This window comes from Thermoflexus hugenholtzii JAD2 (assembly GCF_900187885.1).
Classification (GTDB): domain Bacteria; phylum Chloroflexota; class Anaerolineae; order Thermoflexales; family Thermoflexaceae; genus Thermoflexus; species Thermoflexus hugenholtzii.
In genome coordinates this window covers 77,073-93,297 of the sequence record NZ_FYEK01000028.1, presented here as the reverse complement: position 1 = coordinate 93,297, position 16,225 = coordinate 77,073, and the positions used below count along the sequence as shown (strand labels likewise).

Sequence of the window (16,225 nt, the reverse complement as noted above, 5' to 3'; positions counted from 1 at the left end):
TTTGTTCTCACGACCGCAGGAGTGAAGCGGAACCGAATCTTCCGAATGAATAAACAGCATCCTGCGTGGATCTAGGCGCGAAGGGGATGCATCGCGAACGCGAAGGACTCCCTCCGAGGCCGGAGGCGTCTTTCCCTATGGCCGGCTTGGGGCCCGCTTCTCGAAGATCCAGATGCGGCGGAAGCCCACGGCCAGTGGGCGGAGGTCCCCAGCGTGCGGAGACACCGCGTAGGCGAACCGGAAGCGCACCTCGTTGACGCCCCGCCGGATCGCCCCCGCCGGGATCTCCCAGCGGATCCTCCGTTCTCCACAATCGGGGAACGATTCCTCCCCCAGACGCCGTCCGTTGAAGAGGACCTCCAGCCGCTGGGGCTCCCCGGCCCGACACAGGGGGAAGGCCTCCAGCTCCAGCGTGGCCGGCCCTCCCCCCGCTTCCGCCAGAACCAGCGCCTCCGCCTCTGTCCCCTCGGCCCAGATCCCCCACGCCTCCGGACCCGACCAGCCGCTGAGCAGCAGGAGGTTGGTGATCTCCGGCTCCCCGCGGTCCGGGATGCGGAAGATGCAGATCGGATAGTCCCACGGCGAGGGGACCGACGGCGGCTCGAAGCATCCTTCCAAAGAAAAGGGCCAGCCCCACTTCCACCAGTCCGGTGGGGGATGGTGAACCACCAGGAACCGGAAACCATGCCGGCCCAGCCAGTCCGGCCGATGTCGGAACAGCAGCCCGCGCCCCCGTTGCAGCGCCTCGATCCAGCGGGGATGGAAGGGGGGAAAGCCCGAAAGGGTCGGGCGCCGGTGATATTCCGTGGCCATCACCGTCACCCGCGAAAGGTGAAGCCCCGGCGTGTGATCGGCGAAGACGTCGATCACCGCCCCCGGCTCCGGGTTCCGCCGCAACCACTCGAAGGCGGGATGGACGGCGTAGGGCCAGGGGAGGGTGGGGATCGGACGCATCAGCGCCTCCCCCAGCCAGAGGGCCGCCAACCCCCACCGGAATCCCCGTGGAGCGATCCGGGACCAAGCCTCCGCGCCACCGACGAACAGCCCCAGGGCGGTGAGGGCGATGAACCGCCACACGGTCCCTGCGGCCTCGTAGAACGGCACCACGGCCCACAGCAACAGCAGCGGGGTGAGGGCCTGATGGGCCCATTCCCCCGGGAGGGAGGGCTCCCGAAAGAGCTCGGGTTTGCGGACGTGGCCGATGCGCCAGATCCCCTCGTAAACCCGTTGTATCGCAGGGATCTCGGGGATCGAAAGGGGCGCGTCGGCCCGAAGGGCGATCCCGGTGGCCAGCAGCGCCCCGAGGGCTGCCGCCCGCAGCAGCCGACGGCTCCGCAGCCGCCGGCCCGCGATCGCGCTCCACCCCAGGCCGATCAGGCTGCTCCCGGCCGGCACGAGCCCCAGGGTGAGGATCGGACGATCGGTCCGGGGGAGGTGCCCGGAACCGGGATGGTAGGGGTTCCAGGTCAGGGCATCGGCCCACGGATATCCGTTGCCCCGGGCGGTCTCCAGGGTCTGGCCCAGCATCTGATCCTGGCGGATGGCGTGAACCCAGAGGCCCAGCCAGGGTCCGCCCATGGCCGCGGCGACACCGATCCCGTAGAGCAGAAAGCGCCCGAGGCGTTTGCGCCGCCAGGCTCCCCACATGTAAACCAGCGCCAGCGCCCCGCCCAGGAGCACCAAGTAGGGGGTGCCGGCGATCCCCAGCCCCCAGAGGATCCCGGCCCGGCGCAGCGCCCGAGGGGACCATCCCATCGCTCGGGCCCGCTCTAAGGCCCAAGCCATCCAAGCCAGGCTGGCAGCAGCGACCGGCAGGTGATCCCCATAGATCCGCATGGCGGCGTAACTGCCGTGGAACAGGGCATAGGCGACCCCGGCCGCCGTGGCCAGCCCACGATCTCGAGAGAAATGATAAGTGAGGCGGAAGACGCCGAGGAACGCCAGGGAGTAAACCAGCCACCCGAAGAAGTGGACTGCGAAGGCGTCCCCGCCCAGCAAGGCCCCGGGGAGCATCAGGGCGATCAGGAAGGGGCCATGATGCAGCTTGGCCACATGCCAACCCTGGGGAGCGAAGGCGAACGGATGGAAGAGCGGGGAAGTATGCAGCTCGAGGAGGGCCCGCCGATACCAGGCGAGGGCCCACATCACCTCCAGGGTGTCCTCCCCGGCAGGGGCGCGGGTGAAGAAGACCCGGGCGGGCCAGGCCTGGTGGAGCCATAGGAACCAGACCCACAGCGGGATCAGCCAGCCTCCGATGCGCCGGGTCAGCGCTCTTAGGCGGGGATCCATACGGGCGCACGCTTTCAGGGTTGAGCACGAACGCCTCCATGATAGCGCGATGGACCTCCCTCTGCTTGACAAACCCCTCCCACGGGTTTATACTGGAGAGCGCATATCCCTATCCCCGGGAGGGGGATCTGGAGAAGGAGGGATCAGATGCTGGTTCGCGTGGAGCTGGAGGTGCAGGGGATGACGTGTGACGATTGCGCCCGGCACGTGGAGCGGGCGCTCCGCGCGGTGCCCGGGGTGCTCTCCGCCCGGGTCCCTCACTGGTCCTCCGGGAAGGCCGAGGCCATCGTGGAGGGAGAGGTCCCCGATTCCGCCATGGAGGAGGCCGTCGCCCGCGCCGGCTATCGGGCCCGGGTGGTCCGGGCGGAGCTCCCGGAGGCTCCCGCAGCCCCGCGGGGCGATGGCCGGTTCGATCTCCTGATCATCGGCGGGGGATCGGCGGCCTTCGCCGCGGCCATCCGCGCCGCCGAGCTGGGCGCCCGCGTGGCCCTCGTGGAGGCAGGGACCCTGGGCGGGACCTGCGTGAACGTGGGCTGCGTTCCGTCGAAGTTCCTGATCCGCGCCCTGGAGGTCTACCATCGGGCGGGCGCCCATGGCTTCCGGGGGGTGAGCACCGCCCGGGGGGCGCTGAACTGGGCAGAGCTGATCGCTCAGAAGGAGGCCCTCATCGCGGCTATGCGCCGGGAGAAATATGAGGAGGTCCTGGCCGCCTATCCCCAAATCACGCGGATCCAGGGTCGAGCCCGCCTGACGGAGGGCGGAGCGGTGGTGGTGAACGGCATCACCTACGCCCCGGGCCGGGTGATCCTGGCCACCGGCGCGCGGCCGTGGGCTCCGCCCATCCCAGGCCTGGCCGAAGCGGGCTATCTCACCAGCACCGAGGCCCTCTCCCTGCGGGAGCTGCCTCGCTCCATGATCGTGGTCGGCGCCAACGCGGTGGGGCTGGAGCTGGCCCAGGTCTTCGCCCGCGCCGGCGTCGCGGTGACGGTCCTCGAGGCCCTCCCCCGCATCGTCCCCTTCGAGGAGCCGGAGATCAGCGAGGCGTTGCAGCGCGCCCTGGAGGAAGAGGGCATGGCCTTCCACACCGGCGTGAAGATCATCCGGGCCGCTCGATCCGACGGCCGCTATGAGGTGTCTTTCGAGAAAGACGGGGAAACCCGCATCGTCTCTGCGGAGCAGCTGTTGATAGCCACCGGCCGCCGCCCGAACACCCAGGACCTGGGGCTGGAGGCGGTCGGGGTGGCGGTGGGGCCGAGGGGGGAGATCCGGGTCAACCCCTATATGCAAACCTCGAACCCCTCGATCTACGCCGCCGGCGATTGCGCCGACCTACCCATGTTCGTCTATGTGGCCGCGGCCAGCGGGACGGTGGCGGCGGAGAACGCCCTGCTGGGCAATCACCGGACGCTGGACCTGAGCGTTGTCCCTCGGGTCACCTTCACCGATCCGGAGGTGGCTTCGGTGGGATGGACGGAGGCGCAGGCCCGGGAACGGGGGGAGACGCCGAAGGCTGTTCTGCTCCCGCTGGAGGCGGTGCCCCGGGCGCGCATCGCCTTCGAGACCCGCGGGGTGATCAAGCTGGTGGCCGATGCGAACACCGACCGGCTGCTGGGCATCCATCTCGCGATGCCCCAGGCCGGGGAGGCCATCGCCGCCGGCGTGATCGCCCTCCAGGCCGGATATACCGCTCAGGATCTCGGCCGCACCCTCTTCCCGTATCTCACCTGGGCGGAGGGCCTGCGGTTGGGCGCCCAGTCCTTCACGCGGGATGTAGCCCGGTTGAGCTGCTGCGCGGGATAGGAGGGCCCCATGGCGGAAACCCTGGATCCGGAGCATCTGGCCCATCGGCTGATGCTGGAGCTGAGCGGCCGTGGATGGGCCCTGGACCGCGGGCCGCTGTTTGAGGCGGCATTGCGGCTGCTCGCCCGCGGGGAGCCGGTCCCCCTGGATCGCCTGGCCGAGGCGGTCGGATAGCCCGAGGAGGCCGTCCGCGGGGCCCTTCAGGGAGATCCGGCGGTCGAATGGGATGAGGCCGGGCGGCTGATCGGCTGGGGCCTTACCCTCCGCCCTACGCCGTTCCGCCTGGAGTGGGAGGGACGGTCCCTCTGGACTTGGTGCGCGCTGGACACATTGCTCTTCCCGCTCTGCCTGCAGCGGGAGGCCCAGGTGGAGGCCTCGTGCGCACGGACCGGACAGCCCATCCGTTTCACGATCTCCCCCGCGGGGATCCGGGAGATCGAGCCGGTGGAAGCCGTCTTGGTCCTGGCGGCCCCCGGGCCTGGAGCGGGCATCCGGGCGGCGTTCTGTCAGCGAACGGTTTTTCTCGCCTCGCCGCGCCTGTTCCAACCCGGCGGTCCCTGGGATCCGGTCCTGGCGTTGCTCTCTCTCCCGGAGGCCTTTCATCTAGCGCGACGATTGGGGCCCTATTTGCAATGGGAAGGGGGGATCGGTTGCTGCGCGGCGATCCCCGATCCCGATCTCTGAGGAGGCAGGGATGGAACAGGAGGCTGGAGCGGATCGGAAGATGGGAAAAACGTCGCTTCGCTGCGCGGAGTGCGGAGCTCCGATTGAGGGGACCCCGGTCTTCGCCCATGGGAAGGCGTTTTGCCATCCGTGGCACGCGGAGCGGTATCCGCGCACCCATCCCGGGTTCTGGCAGCGGCTGTGGCGCGCCCTGAGGGGTCCGGGGGAATCCGGAGGAGGCGGTTGCTGCTGAACAGAGAGGAGGTGGATATGCTCAAGCATCTTCGCCAGGGCGTGGGACTGGCTCTGGCGCTGGTGACCTGTCCATGCCATCTGCCGGTGACGGCCCCTCTGCTTCTGAGCCTGCTGGCCGGGACGACCCTGGGAGCCTATCTCTCGACGCATCTGGAGGTCCTGGTGGCGGCCTCGACGGCGCTCTTCCTGGTCGGGCTGGCGCTGGCGGCAGCCGGATCCGAGGGCCGCCAGGGATCCGGCCGTGCAGCCGCTCATCCCGCCGCTTCCAGGAGGTCCCGGCGATGATACAGAATCGATGGCATGTTCTCCTGCTGGCGGCGATGCTGTTCTGGACCGCCTGCGCTGCGCCCCCCGCCCCGCCGGAGGTCCCTTCGGCCCTCCCACGGGGGACGGTGGCTCCGGCCTCTGCGCCGACTCCACCTCCGGAGCGGGAGGGGCGCTCGTTGCCCCAGTCCACTGAGCCCCTGGCGACGGCAACGCCCGAGCGGGCAGCACGTCAGATCTACACCACCTTTCGGACGATCCCCTCCCCATGCTGTCCCCCGCGCCCGCTCCTGGAGGTGATCGCCTCGCTGGAGGGCATGCCGGGGATCCGGGCGATCCATCTGGAGGGAGACCGCCTGATCGTGGACTACGATCCGGGCGTTCTCTCGGCCGAGGACCTCCCGGTGCTCTTCGCGTTGCAGGGGCTGGAGGTGAGCCCGTGAAGGCGCTGCGGCGGTGGGGAGTCTGGCTGGGGATCGGGCTCGTGCTCGCAGGCTGCGCGGGGCTGGGGGGAGGTGGAGCTCCGGCGCCGGATTTCAGCGTGCCCACCCTGGAAGGGAGGACGTTCACGCTTTCGCAGGCCCTGGGCGAGGGCAAGCCGGTGGTGCTCTTCTTTATGGCCTACTGGTGCGGCACCTGTGTCCCGGAGGCCCGGGCGCTGGCCCGTCTCCATGCGCACTATGGGGATCAGGCAGTGATCGTGGCCCTGGATGTGGACCCCACCAGCACCCCGGAGGACCTGGCGGCTTTTCGCGAAGCGGCCGGGAACCCGGATTACATATGGGCCTTCGATCGAGACAACACGGTGGCCCTCGCCTACCGGGTAACCCGGTTGGACACCACGGTGATCATCGATCCGCAAGGTCGGATCGTCTTCCGGGACGAGGTTCCGACGTCGTATGAGACGCTGGCCACCCAGATGGCGCGGATCCTCCCGCCCGCCTCCCGTTAGCAGGAGCCCAGGATCCGGAGGTCTCTCCTATGGATCTTGCCCTGGCCTTCTATGCGGTGATGACCGGGATGATGGCCACGGTCAATCCATGCGGCCTGGCGGTGCTGCCGGCTTATGTGGGTTACGCCCTGGCGCGGACGGGAGGGCGTCTTTCGGTGCGGGACGCCGTCGGGATGGGGCTGGCGATGGCGGCCGGCTGCACCGGTTTGTTTGTGGCGGCGGGGTTCGCCCTGGCGATGGGCCTGAGAACCCTCACCCGCTGGTCCCCTTTCCTGGGCCTGGGGGTCGGTGGGATCCTGGTCCTTCTCGCCCTCTCCCGGCTCGCCGGCCGGCCCTGGCTCCTCCTCGGGATCCCTTTGGAAGTCCGCGCGGGGGAGCGCCCTTCCCGATGGACCTGGTTCGGCTTCGGGTTGGCGTATGGCCTCGCTTCCCTGGGGTGCACGTTGCCGCTGTTCCTCGCCCTGGTGGGGTTCTCGGTGGCCCGGCAGAGCGGGGGGGAGGCGCTCCTCTTGGTCCTGTTATATGGGCTGGGGATGGGGGTGGTGCTCGTCGCCCTCTCCATGGCCCTGGCCCTCGCTGGGCGTCCCCTGGCCCGGGGGCTCCGCCGTCTGGCCGCCGCCGTGGAGACGGCTGGGGTCCTGCTCCTGCTGGGGGCCGGGCTCTATCTGATTTACTATTGGGGACGTATCTTTCTTTGATCAGAGGCCGCCATGAGCGAGGCCGTGGTGTATCGATCCCGCGTGCGGGTTGAGCGAGTGAAGGGCCCCTTGCGGCGGGCGTTTCTCCCCATCGAACCTCAGCCTATCTTTTTCGGAGTTCACACCGAAGTCGCCCGGCATTATGGCGTGGATCCTCACGCCCATGAGCCCCATGCCACCACGCTGGATGATCTGGTTGCGGCGGCGGCAGGCTGACTCACCGGGACCTTGGGTGGCGCGCTGGAAGCGCGCGGGATCCCGGCAGGGGAAGGCCGGCTGATCGCCGAAGCGGTGGGGGAGGTTGAAAAGGAAGACAACGTCCTGGTCTTGCGGAGGATCCACGTGACCTATCGTCTGCGGATCGCTCCCTCCCAGATGGAGACCGCTCGCCGCGTCCATGGTTTCCATGCCCGTTACTGTCCGGTCGCGCGGACGATCGGGAACTGCGTGGCCATCACCACCGAGCTGGAGCTCATCCCGGAGGGGCCTTGAGCCCGGGGATGGCGTTGAAGGGACAAGCCCATCTGAACCCTGATCCAGGAGGAGGTCAGCATGGCGTATCTCACCACGGTCTCCGGCCGGCTGTTACCGGTGGATCCGGTGTATGCCGCCTTGACGGCTCAGGACCCTGCGCAGGCGGAAGCGATGTGCCCGGTCTGCGGGGGGCGGTTCCCCTTCCGGATCCGGCGCTGGACGCTGGAGCGGATGGTCCGAGGCGAGCACTTCGACAAGATCCGGGATGCGGGTGTTCACTTCTGCGAGACCCCGACCTGTCCCATCGTGTACTTCCACAACGGGGAGGGCCTTTACTTCGCCCTGGAGGACGTACAGGTCCCGGTGGGGATCAAGCGTCTCGAGACGCCGATCCCGGTCTGTTACTGCAAGAGAGTGGATGAGCAGACCATCCTCTATGAGATCGTGGTTAAGCGCTGCTGTGATTCCATCAAAGACATCCAGGCTTATACGAAGGCCCGCACGGGGACGGAGTGCCACATCCGGAATCCCTCCGGACGCTGTTGTGGGGACCATGTGCAGGCTGTCCTGCGCAAGGGGCTGGCCATGGCCGCGGATCTCCCTCCGGTCCTTCGGGCCGAGGCCGAGGCGGCCGCCGCGGAGATCCCCGCGGATGATTCGTGCTGTGCTGTGCAATGACAGGCTCCCTCATCGCACCTCGAACTCCACGCGGACCTGCAGGCGGTCCTCGATGTAGAGGCGGACCTCCCATCGTCCGGCCGGGAAGCCGTCCGGCCGGGTGTTGTAGATGTAGCCGGGCTGGCCTGGGCGGCCGTCCCAGAGCAGGGTGCTGCTGTCCTCCAAGGCGCCCTCCCGATACCAGGCTACCGTCCATGGGGCCCCCACCGGCATGTTCTCCACCCGGAACCGCCCGCAGATCCGAACGGTCCCGGCAGGGAAGACCGTCGGCGGCGGCGTGGGGATCCGGAGGGGTCGCCCGCGCTCGTCGCAGGCGCTTGTGAGCGCCAAATCCGTGAACCGAGCGTTCGGGGGCGCCGGGACCGCGCCGGGAAGCGGGGTCAGCAGGGTGGGCGGATACGGCAGCGTCGGCGAGGGGAGGGGAGACGGCGGCGAGGTGGGCGACGGGGAGGGTGTCGGCCGGGATGTAGGTGTTGGTGGGATCTCTTCAAGGGGTGTAGGGGATGGAGAAGGAAGGGCCTCCAGGGAAGGCGTAGGGGAAGGGGAAACCGGCGCAGGCCATCCTGGCGGCGGGATCTCGAAGGGCAGGTGGAAGCCGGAGCGGGCGAAGGCGTTCAGGGTGCCTATGCCGAGGGCCAGCCCGAGGGCCAGCCGGAGCCAGCGGCGCGCCCGCCGCTCCGCGGCGCGGCGCACGATCAGATAGGGGGTCAGGCGGGCTTCCCACCATGCCCGGAAGGCCAGGATCAGAGCGAGGAGCACCCCGATCAACCCGATCCCTGTCAGCGCCGAAACCCAAGGAACCCCGGCGTTCATCCGCTCCTCTTGGAGGGAGAGATCCGGGTCGCTTGCCCTCCCCTCATGCCGCCGGCTCCAGATCCCGGGCGAAGGGCTCCGGGGAGAGGGGGTATCCGGTGGCGAACACCATCAGGGTGTTCCAGTCGACGGAGCGTCCGGGCCGGAAGTAGCGCCGGATCAAAAAGGCCCCGGTCTCCGGGGAGGCGATCCAGGCCTCATCCTCCCCGATCCGGGCCCGCAAGGTCATCAGCAGCTGGGAGGCTGCCAATTCCCCCAGCAGGTAGTTGTGATAATAAACCGGCGCGACGCTGAAGTGGATCTTCGCCGCCCAGTCGGGCGCATCCCGCCCCTCCGGGCGCCGCACCATCTGAAACTCCTCCACCAGATCCCACCACAGACGATTGAGGTCCTGCCGGGGGTTTTGGTAGAGGGCGCGTTCGAAATGGGCCATCACCAGCACCCAGCGGGTGAAGATCAGGAGCTTAGCCCGGTGGCGTCGGAGAGCCTGGGGGAGCGCTTGCTGCAGGGACTCCTCCTCCAGGCCCAGATAGCGCCGCAGCCAGGCCGGGTGGTGGATCAGGCGGCCCATCAGCACGGCGATGGCCTCGGTGGAGAGGATGTGGGCCGGCGTGCGCAGCAGGAAGGGGAGGTCCCGGTCGATGTATTTGTCGTAGACCGCATGGCCGAGCTCGTGGAGCATCGTCTCGGCCCAGTAGGCGTCGGGCTGGAGGTTGGCCAGGATCCGCACGTCCCCTTTGCGGTCGATGTGGATGCAGTAGGCGTGCTGCTGCTTTCCCTCCCGCTCGTAGAGATCGCTGCGGGCCAGGATATCCTCGATCTCCAGCCCGATGGCCGAGTAGAAGGCCCGCGAGAGGGTCACCGGGTCGCGGCCCTCGAACAGGCGGCTGATCCCATCCCCGGCTTCCGGCGGCTCCTGGAAGAAGGGGTCGCTGTAATGCCAGGGGTAGAGGTCGGCGACCTCCACACCGAACCGCCGGGCCAGCTCCGCGTCCAGCTCCGCCTTATAGGCGGCGAACAGGGGGCGGGTCAGCCGATCCAGATGATCGAGCAGCCGGAACAGCTCCCCCTCATCCTGCTCGGCCAGGGCTAGGCTCATGGTGTAGAAGTTGTCAAAGCCCACCTGGCGGGCCCCTTCGTTGCGCCGCTCCACCAGGCGGAGCAGCCGTTCGGCCACCTGGGCGCCGATCTGCTTGCTGGCCTCCCAGGCCTCCCGCCGCAGGGCCAGGTCCTCGGAGGTCCGCAGGATCTGGCGGATCTGGTTGTCGGTGACCGGCCGTCCCCGCAGGGTGGCCCGGAAAGTGTTGAAGGCGCCCTCGACCTCTTTCTCCAGCTCGGTGATGGCATCGATCAGGGCGGGGTCGATCTGCAGGCCGCGGAAGTCGTCATAGAGGATGCGGGCCTGGCGGGCGAGCAGAGGGGGGACCTGGGGGTTCGGGGTGAAGACGCCGTCTTTGAGGAGCCCGGCCTCCTCCATCAGCCGGCGCAGCCGGGCGAAGGCCTCCCGGTCGGCGTAAACCTTGCGCAGCGCCGCGGTCAGCCGGGCGTATTCTTCCTCGTCCTCCTTGCGGCCGGTGGTGGTGAACCGCCAGTAGGCTTCGGACTGGGCGACGACCAGTGGCTCCACCTGCCGGGTGTGGGCCTCGATGAACGCTTGCAGCGCATGGCTCACGGTTCCGCTCCCTTTTCTATGCGTTCTCCGGATGCTCCATGGGGCGAGGGCGCCGCACCCAAAGGACCAGCACGTCGCCCTCCGGCCAGCGCTCCACCCGGGCGGCGATCACGTCCGCCCAGCGCCGCTCTCCCGATGGGGCGGGGAAATCCAGCTGCACCGGGCGTCCCTCCCCCCAGGCCCGACGGCAGCGCTCCAGCATCTTCTCCCCGTTGAAGGTCCGCATCTGGCACACCGCCACCGGCTGGGGCGTGGGCCCTTCGTAGATCGAGAACGCCCAGACCTCCCGGGCAGGTTGGAATTGCGGCGCCGGCCCCTCCACGACGGTGATCCACTCCGGCTCTATCCACCGCATCCTTCCCCCACCCCCTTTCGGATCTTCCGATTTCCATATCCGGTTAAAACATTTTACCACACCCTGCAAGCCCATTTTGACGAAGCGAACATCCATTGCCCGGAGCGGGGGATCTCCGCTTTCCCCCGCGGCCTATCGCGGCTCGGAGGCGGGCTGTGGGGCCGGGGCAGGCGCATACCGCAGCACCAGGCTCCGGGCCGCCCGGGCCTCGTCCAGCCGACGGACAGGGGTGGTGTGCGGAGCCTGCTGCAGCCGCTCAGGGTCCTCCCGGGCTTCCTCGGCGATGCGCCGCATCGCCTCGGCGAAGGCGTCCAGGGTGGCCTTGCTCTCGGTCTCCGTCGGCTCGATCATCAGGGCTTCGGGGACGATCAGCGGGAAGTAGTTCGTCGGCGGGTGGAAGCCGTAATCCATCAGCCGCTTGGAGATGTCCAGGGCCCGGATGGGGGTGCCGGGGATCTTCCCCATGATCACGAACTCGTGCTTGCAGAGCCGGTCGTAGGGCACCGGGTAGATCCCCCGCAGCCGCGCGAGGAGGTAGTTGGCGTTGAGGACCGCCGCCTCGGAGACCTCCCGCAGGCGCGGGCCGTGCATCCGAATGTAGGTGTAGGCGCGGACGAAGACCCCAAAGTGGCCGTGGAAGGCCCGCACCCGGCCGATGCTCCGCTCCGGCCAGACGAACGTGTAGAAGGGTTCGTCCGGCCGCACTGTTCGTTCCCGATCGATGGCCACGATGGGCCCGGGCAGATAGGGGGCCAGCCGCTCGCTGGCCCCGATGGGGCCGGCCCCCGGGCCGCCGCCGCCGTGGGGGGTGCTGAAGGTCTTGTGGAGGTTATAGTGCATGACATCGAAGCCCATCGCGCCGGGCTTGCAGATCCCCATCAGGGCGTTCATGTTGGCCCCGTCCCCGTAGATCAGCCCCCCGCAGCGATGGACCAGGTCGATGGCCTCCAGCAGGTTCTCGTCGAAGAGGCCCAGGGTGTTGGGGTTGGTGATCATCAGCCCCGCCACCGTCTCGTCGCACTCCTTCCGCAGGGCGTCCAGGTCGATGTTCCCCCGCCGGTCGGAGGGGATGTTGACCACCTGCAGGCCCGCCATCGCCGAGGAGGCGGGGTTCGTGCCGTGGGCCGAGTCGGGGATCAGCATCTTGATCCGCTTCTTCCCCTCCCCGCGGTCCCGATGGTAGGCCCGGATCATCAGGATGCCGGCCAGCTCCCCCTGGGAGCCCGCCGCCGGCTGCAGGGAGACCGCGGCGAACCCCCCGATCTCTTTCAGGAACTCCTGCAGGTGATACATCAGCGCCAAGGCGCCCTGCACCGTCTCCGGATCCTGATAGGGGTGCAGGTGGGCGAAGCCCGGCAGGCGGGCCATCTCCTCGTTGATCTTGGGGTTGTATTTCATCGTGCAGGAGCCCAGGGGGTAAAAGCCCTTGTCCACCCCGTAGTTCATCTGGGAGAGCCGGAGGAAGTGGCGGACGACGTCGACCTCGCTGACCTCAGGCAGCGGGAGATCCGCCCGCTGGAACCCCTCCGGCAGAGGGGTCTCGGGCACATCGGGCTCCGGCAGCTCCACCCCGCGCCGGCCGGGGACCGAATATTCAAAGATCAAGGGCTCCGTCATCGGTTCACCTCCCTCCTTGTAGGAGCGGCTTCAGCCGCGACCTTGCGGGATCGAAGACGCGGGTTCAGGTTAGAGCTTTCGCCGCGACCCCTCGCGTCATCGAAGGCGGAGGTTCGGGGCTAAAGCCCCTCCTACAAAGGATCTTTACCCGCTTCCGCCACGGCTTTCAGCCCGCCGATCTCACTCAGGGCCGTCACCAGGGCGTCCAGCTCCTCCCGGGTGTTCATCTCGGTGGCGCACAGCAGCATGTGGCCGTCCAGCTCTGGGTAGGCCCGGCCCAGGTCATAGCCGCCGATGATCTGATAGTCCTCATAGAGGATCCGGTTGATCTCCTCCACTGGCCGGGGGGTTCGGACCACAAACTCATGGAAGAAGGGCTGCTCCGTCCACACCTCGTAGCCGGGGAGGGCGGCGATGCGCCCGGCCAAGTAGTGGGCCTTGTGGTAGCAGAGGGTGGCCACCTGGCGCAGGCCATGCCGGCCCAGGGCCGAGAGATAGATCGTGGCCGCCAGGGCCATCAGGCCCACGTTGGTGGTGATGTTGCTGGTGGCCTTCTCCCGGCGGATGTGCTGCTCGCGGGTGGAGAGGGTGAGCACATAGCCCCGACGGCCCTCCCGGTCCACCGTCTCCCCCACCAGGCGCCCCGGCAGCTGGCGCACGAAGGCCATCCGGGTGGCCATCAGGCCCAGGTAAGGCCCGCCGAAGCTCAGGGGGATCCCCAGGGGCTGCCCCTCGCCCACCACGATGTCCGCCCCCCAGGACCCCGGGGGGTCGAAGAGGGCCAGGGCGATGGGGTTGATCACCGCGATCAGCAGCGCCCCCGCCCGGTGCACGCGGTCCGCGGTCTCCCGCAGGCGGGCCGGCGGGAGCACCCGGCCCAGGAAGTCGGGGTAAGGGATCACCAGGGCCGCCGTCTTCCCATCCAGACGGGCCTCCAGCGCCTCCAGCACGGCCAGCGGCTCCCGCAGCTGCTCCCGGGTCCAGCCTTCATCCCCCTCTAGGCGGACGTCCAGGTGCTGCACGTAGGTGCGGACCACAGCCCGGTATTCCGGATGGATGGTGGGGAAGAGAAGGATGCGGGGCCGCTCGCCCCGGGTCAGCCGCAGGGCCATCAGCACCGCCTCCGCCAGCGCCGAGGAACCGTCGTAATGGCTGGCGTTGGCGACCTCCATGCCGGTGAGGGCGCAGATCATCGACTGGAACTCGAACATCGCCTGGAGGGTCCCCTGGCTGACTTCCGGCTGGTAGGGGGTGTAGGCGGTGTAGAACTCGCCCCGGCGGAGCAGCTCATCGACCACGGCGGGGATGAAATGGCGGTAGGCGCCGGCCCCCAGGAAGCAGGCATATTGGCCGGCGTGGGTGTTGGCCTCCGCCAGGGCCTCCAGCTCCCAGCGGGCCTCCAGCTCGGTCAGAGGAGGGGGGAGGTTCAGCGGAGGGAACCGATAGGCTTCCGGGACATCCGCGAAGAGGTCCTCGATGCGCTCCACGCCGATGGCCCGGAGCATCTCCTGACGCTCTTCCTCGGTGTGCGGGATGAACCGCATCGGCGCCTCCGGAACACGATGGTCCCGCGCGGGGAACTCCGAGGTTGCGCGGAGGAAGATGGGCTCAGTGCGCGCGAGCTTCGCAGTGAGCCCGGTAGGCCTCCGCGTCCATCAGGGTCTCGTATTCCGACGGATCGCTGGGGCGGAATCGGATCAGCCAGGCCCGCCCGTAGGGATCCTGGTTGACCCACTCCGGGTTCTGGACGAGCTCCGCGTTCACCGCGGTGATGGTCCCGCTCATCGGCATGTAAAGGTCGGCCGCGGCCTTGACGGACTCGATGGTCCCGAAGACCTCGCCCTTGCGGAAGGTGCGACCGACCTCGGGGAGCTCCACGTAAACCACATCGGAGAGCTGGCTCTGGGCGTAATCCGTGACACCGCAGACGGCTTCGTCGCCTTCCAGGCGGACCCACTCGTCGGACTCGGTGTAACGCAGATCCGGCGGGATGTTCATGGTGACCTCCGGCGCAGAGGATCCATCCGTCCCCATTCTAAGCGGATGGGCAGGCGAGGGCAACGAGGGTTATTCCGGCTTGCAAGCATAGGCGGTGAAGAGATCGCCCAGGTTGATGTAAACCGGCAGGCATTCCAGCCGCGCGGCCCGGACCAGCCGGCTCAGCAGCGCGCCCAGGGTTGGGAAGAGGGCGCGGACCCGGGTGGCGAGGTAGCCCAGGCGCAGGTAGCGGCCCTCGGCGGCGGCGTGATGGAAGCGAAACCCGGCTCGCTCCAGCATGTGCTGCAGGGTGCGCCGGGAGAAGTAGTAAAGGTGCATCTCCATCAGCCAGGGCCACCGCGGGCCCAGCAACCGGGCGAAGGGGCTCTCGATGTCCATCGTATGGATCACCACCCAGCCCCCCGGCTTCAGGATGCGATGGATCTCCCGTAGCTCTCCCATCGGATCGCTGAGGTGCTCGATGACGTCCCACATAGTGACCACGTCGAACCAGGCCTCCGGGAAAGCGGCCTCCCGGAGGGTGCCTTCCACCACCCGTAGCCCCCGGGAGCGGGCGACCTCCACCGCCCATCGGGAGGGCTCCACCCCCCAGGCCTCCCAGCCGTGGGCCTGGGCGATCTCCAGGAACACGCCGACGTGGCAACCCACGTCCAGCAGCCGTCGGCCCCGGCCGGGTCCGAGAAGCTGCTCGATGGGCCGGAGGTGCCGCTCGAAGGTCAGCACCCGTCCCTCCCGTTCTAAGACATACAGCGGGTCCTCCATCGCCCGATAGGTTTCCGTGATCTCCGCCGTCTCATAGCGGGGGTTGGTGTAGACCAGTCCGCACTCCAGGCATTGCACGATGGGCGGATGGATGCCGTAGCCATCGCTGGTGCACCGGAAGTCCGGGGCCCGGCTTCGCCGGCGGGCCAGGGTGCTGGGGAACCGCAGGCGGGCCCGGGAGGAGCCGCAGAGGTTGCAGGCCACGAACTCCATCGAAGCCTCCAGGTTCATCCGGCGATCCGGTCGCGGGCGAGCCGGAGGACGGTGCCCAGGGCCCGCCAGATCTCCCGCCGGGAGATCTTGGACCGCCCGTAGCGGCGGTCCCGGAAGCGGATGGGCACCTCGGCGATGCGAAAGCCGGCCCGCTGCGCCCGGTAGGTGATCTCAATGAGGAAAGCGTAACCCTCCGCGCGGATGGTCTCCGGGGCGATGGCCTCCAGGACCTGGGGGCGATAGCAGCGGAAGCCGGCGGTGACGTCGCGGGGGGTCAGCCCCAGCATGAGGCGGGCGAACCCGTTGGCCCCTCGGCTCAGCAGCCGGCGATACCAGGGGCTGTCGATCACCTCCCCGCCGGGGACGTAACGGGATCCGATCACCAGGTCCGCCTCCTGGCTTCTGGCGAGGAGATCGGGCAGGTGGGCCGGATTGTGGGAGAAGTCCGCGTCCATGGTGAGGAGACGGTCGTAGCCCCGGGCCCGGCCGAAGCGGAACCCGGCCACGTAAGCGGTCCCTAAGCCCAGCTTGGCCGGCCGATGAATAACGTGGATCCGTGGATCCGCCGCGGCCATCCGGTCCACAATCTCCCCCGTCCCGTCGGGGGAATGATCGTCCACGACCACCACCTCCAGGTCCAGGGGGAGGCTCAGGATGGCCCGGAGGAGGGCCTCAATGTTCTCCCGTTCGTTATAGGTGGGGATGATCACCAGACTGCGCAC

19 protein-coding genes are annotated in these 16,225 nt (G+C 68.6%); 10 read left to right on the top strand and 9 right to left on the bottom strand.

The window, feature by feature from the left end; genetic code table 11:
- Positions 1-135: 135 nt before the first annotated feature.
- The gene (locus tag CFB18_RS08305; RefSeq protein WP_088571345.1) at positions 136-2,289 is read right to left on the bottom strand and encodes a hypothetical protein; all 2,154 of its coding nucleotides are present in this window, start codon (positions 2,287-2,289) and stop codon (positions 136-138) included.
- 147 nt (positions 2,290-2,436) lie between these two features.
- Between CFB18_RS08305 and merA the strand changes: the two genes are divergently transcribed.
- The 10 genes from merA to CFB18_RS08260 all read left to right on the top strand — a co-directional run bounded on the left by merA (position 2,437) and on the right by CFB18_RS08260 (position 8,073).
- Positions 2,437-4,089: a mercury(II) reductase gene (gene merA / locus CFB18_RS08300; protein WP_088571344.1), complete on the top strand. Its 1,653-nt coding sequence runs from the start codon at positions 2,437-2,439 to the stop codon at positions 4,087-4,089.
- Positions 4,090-4,098: 9 nt separating this feature from the next.
- Positions 4,099-4,263 carry a hypothetical protein gene (locus CFB18_RS15305; RefSeq protein ID WP_159461655.1) on the top strand — a complete coding sequence of 55 codons (165 nt, stop codon included), beginning with the start codon at positions 4,099-4,101 and terminating at the stop codon, positions 4,261-4,263.
- 66 nt (positions 4,264-4,329) lie between these two features.
- The gene (merB, locus tag CFB18_RS08295) at positions 4,330-4,773 is read left to right on the top strand and encodes an organomercurial lyase (protein WP_088571343.1); all 444 of its coding nucleotides are present in this window, start codon (positions 4,330-4,332) and stop codon (positions 4,771-4,773) included.
- Between the two features lie 222 nt (positions 4,774-4,995).
- Positions 4,996-5,292, top strand: a complete 297-nt coding sequence (locus CFB18_RS08285) for a hypothetical protein (protein WP_200808135.1) — start codon at positions 4,996-4,998, stop codon at positions 5,290-5,292.
- The gene (locus tag CFB18_RS15300) at positions 5,289-5,714 is read left to right on the top strand and encodes a hypothetical protein (RefSeq protein ID WP_159461654.1); all 426 of its coding nucleotides are present in this window, start codon (positions 5,289-5,291) and stop codon (positions 5,712-5,714) included. The genes CFB18_RS08285 and CFB18_RS15300 overlap by 4 nt, the downstream gene beginning before the upstream one ends.
- Positions 5,711-6,223, top strand: a complete 513-nt coding sequence (locus tag CFB18_RS08280) for a TlpA family protein disulfide reductase (RefSeq protein WP_159461653.1) — start codon at positions 5,711-5,713, stop codon at positions 6,221-6,223. The genes CFB18_RS15300 and CFB18_RS08280 overlap by 4 nt, the downstream gene beginning before the upstream one ends.
- A 29-nt stretch (positions 6,224-6,252) precedes the next feature.
- Positions 6,253-6,921, top strand: a complete 669-nt coding sequence (locus CFB18_RS08275) for a cytochrome c biogenesis CcdA family protein (protein WP_088571340.1) — start codon at positions 6,253-6,255, stop codon at positions 6,919-6,921.
- A 12-nt stretch (positions 6,922-6,933) separates the two neighbouring features.
- Positions 6,934-7,137 (top strand): hypothetical protein, encoded by a 204-nt coding sequence (locus CFB18_RS08270; RefSeq protein ID WP_088571339.1) that lies wholly within the window; start codon positions 6,934-6,936, stop codon positions 7,135-7,137.
- 12 nt (positions 7,138-7,149) lie between these two features.
- Positions 7,150-7,413, top strand: coding sequence for an OsmC family protein (locus tag CFB18_RS08265; RefSeq protein ID WP_088571338.1), 264 nt, complete (start codon positions 7,150-7,152; stop codon positions 7,411-7,413).
- A gap of 60 nt (positions 7,414-7,473) precedes the next feature.
- Complete coding sequence (locus tag CFB18_RS08260; protein ID WP_088571337.1) at positions 7,474-8,073, top strand: hypothetical protein; 600 nt, start codon at positions 7,474-7,476, stop codon at positions 8,071-8,073.
- Between the two features lie 9 nt (positions 8,074-8,082).
- Here CFB18_RS08260 and CFB18_RS08255 read toward each other — a convergent pair whose 3' ends face one another.
- The 8 genes from CFB18_RS08255 to CFB18_RS08220 all read right to left on the bottom strand — a co-directional run bounded on the left by CFB18_RS08255 (position 8,083) and on the right by CFB18_RS08220 (position 16,225).
- On the bottom strand, positions 8,083-8,886 hold the full coding sequence (locus CFB18_RS08255; protein ID WP_088571336.1) for a hypothetical protein: 804 nt from the start codon (positions 8,884-8,886) through the stop codon (positions 8,083-8,085).
- A gap of 43 nt (positions 8,887-8,929) precedes the next feature.
- Positions 8,930-10,558 carry a M2 family metallopeptidase gene (locus tag CFB18_RS08250; RefSeq protein ID WP_088571335.1) on the bottom strand — a complete coding sequence of 543 codons (1,629 nt, stop codon included), beginning with the start codon at positions 10,556-10,558 and terminating at the stop codon, positions 8,930-8,932.
- Positions 10,559-10,574: 16 nt separating this feature from the next.
- Complete coding sequence (locus CFB18_RS08245) at positions 10,575-10,913, bottom strand: hypothetical protein (RefSeq protein WP_088571334.1); 339 nt, start codon at positions 10,911-10,913, stop codon at positions 10,575-10,577.
- A 132-nt stretch (positions 10,914-11,045) separates the two neighbouring features.
- Positions 11,046-12,530, bottom strand: a complete 1,485-nt coding sequence (gene gcvPB / locus CFB18_RS08240; protein ID WP_088571333.1) for an aminomethyl-transferring glycine dehydrogenase subunit GcvPB — start codon at positions 12,528-12,530, stop codon at positions 11,046-11,048.
- 131 nt (positions 12,531-12,661) lie between these two features.
- The gene (gcvPA, locus tag CFB18_RS08235; protein ID WP_088571332.1) at positions 12,662-14,074 is read right to left on the bottom strand and encodes an aminomethyl-transferring glycine dehydrogenase subunit GcvPA; all 1,413 of its coding nucleotides are present in this window, start codon (positions 14,072-14,074) and stop codon (positions 12,662-12,664) included.
- Positions 14,075-14,138: 64 nt separating this feature from the next.
- Positions 14,139-14,528, bottom strand: a complete 390-nt coding sequence (gene gcvH / locus CFB18_RS08230; RefSeq protein ID WP_088571331.1) for a glycine cleavage system protein GcvH — start codon at positions 14,526-14,528, stop codon at positions 14,139-14,141.
- Between the two features lie 69 nt (positions 14,529-14,597).
- A complete protein-coding gene (locus tag CFB18_RS08225; RefSeq protein ID WP_159461652.1) occupies positions 14,598-15,503 on the bottom strand; it encodes a class I SAM-dependent methyltransferase in 906 nt (301 codons plus the stop codon).
- Positions 15,504-15,517: 14 nt separating this feature from the next.
- Complete coding sequence (locus CFB18_RS08220) at positions 15,518-16,225, bottom strand: polyprenol monophosphomannose synthase (RefSeq protein WP_200808134.1); 708 nt, start codon at positions 16,223-16,225, stop codon at positions 15,518-15,520.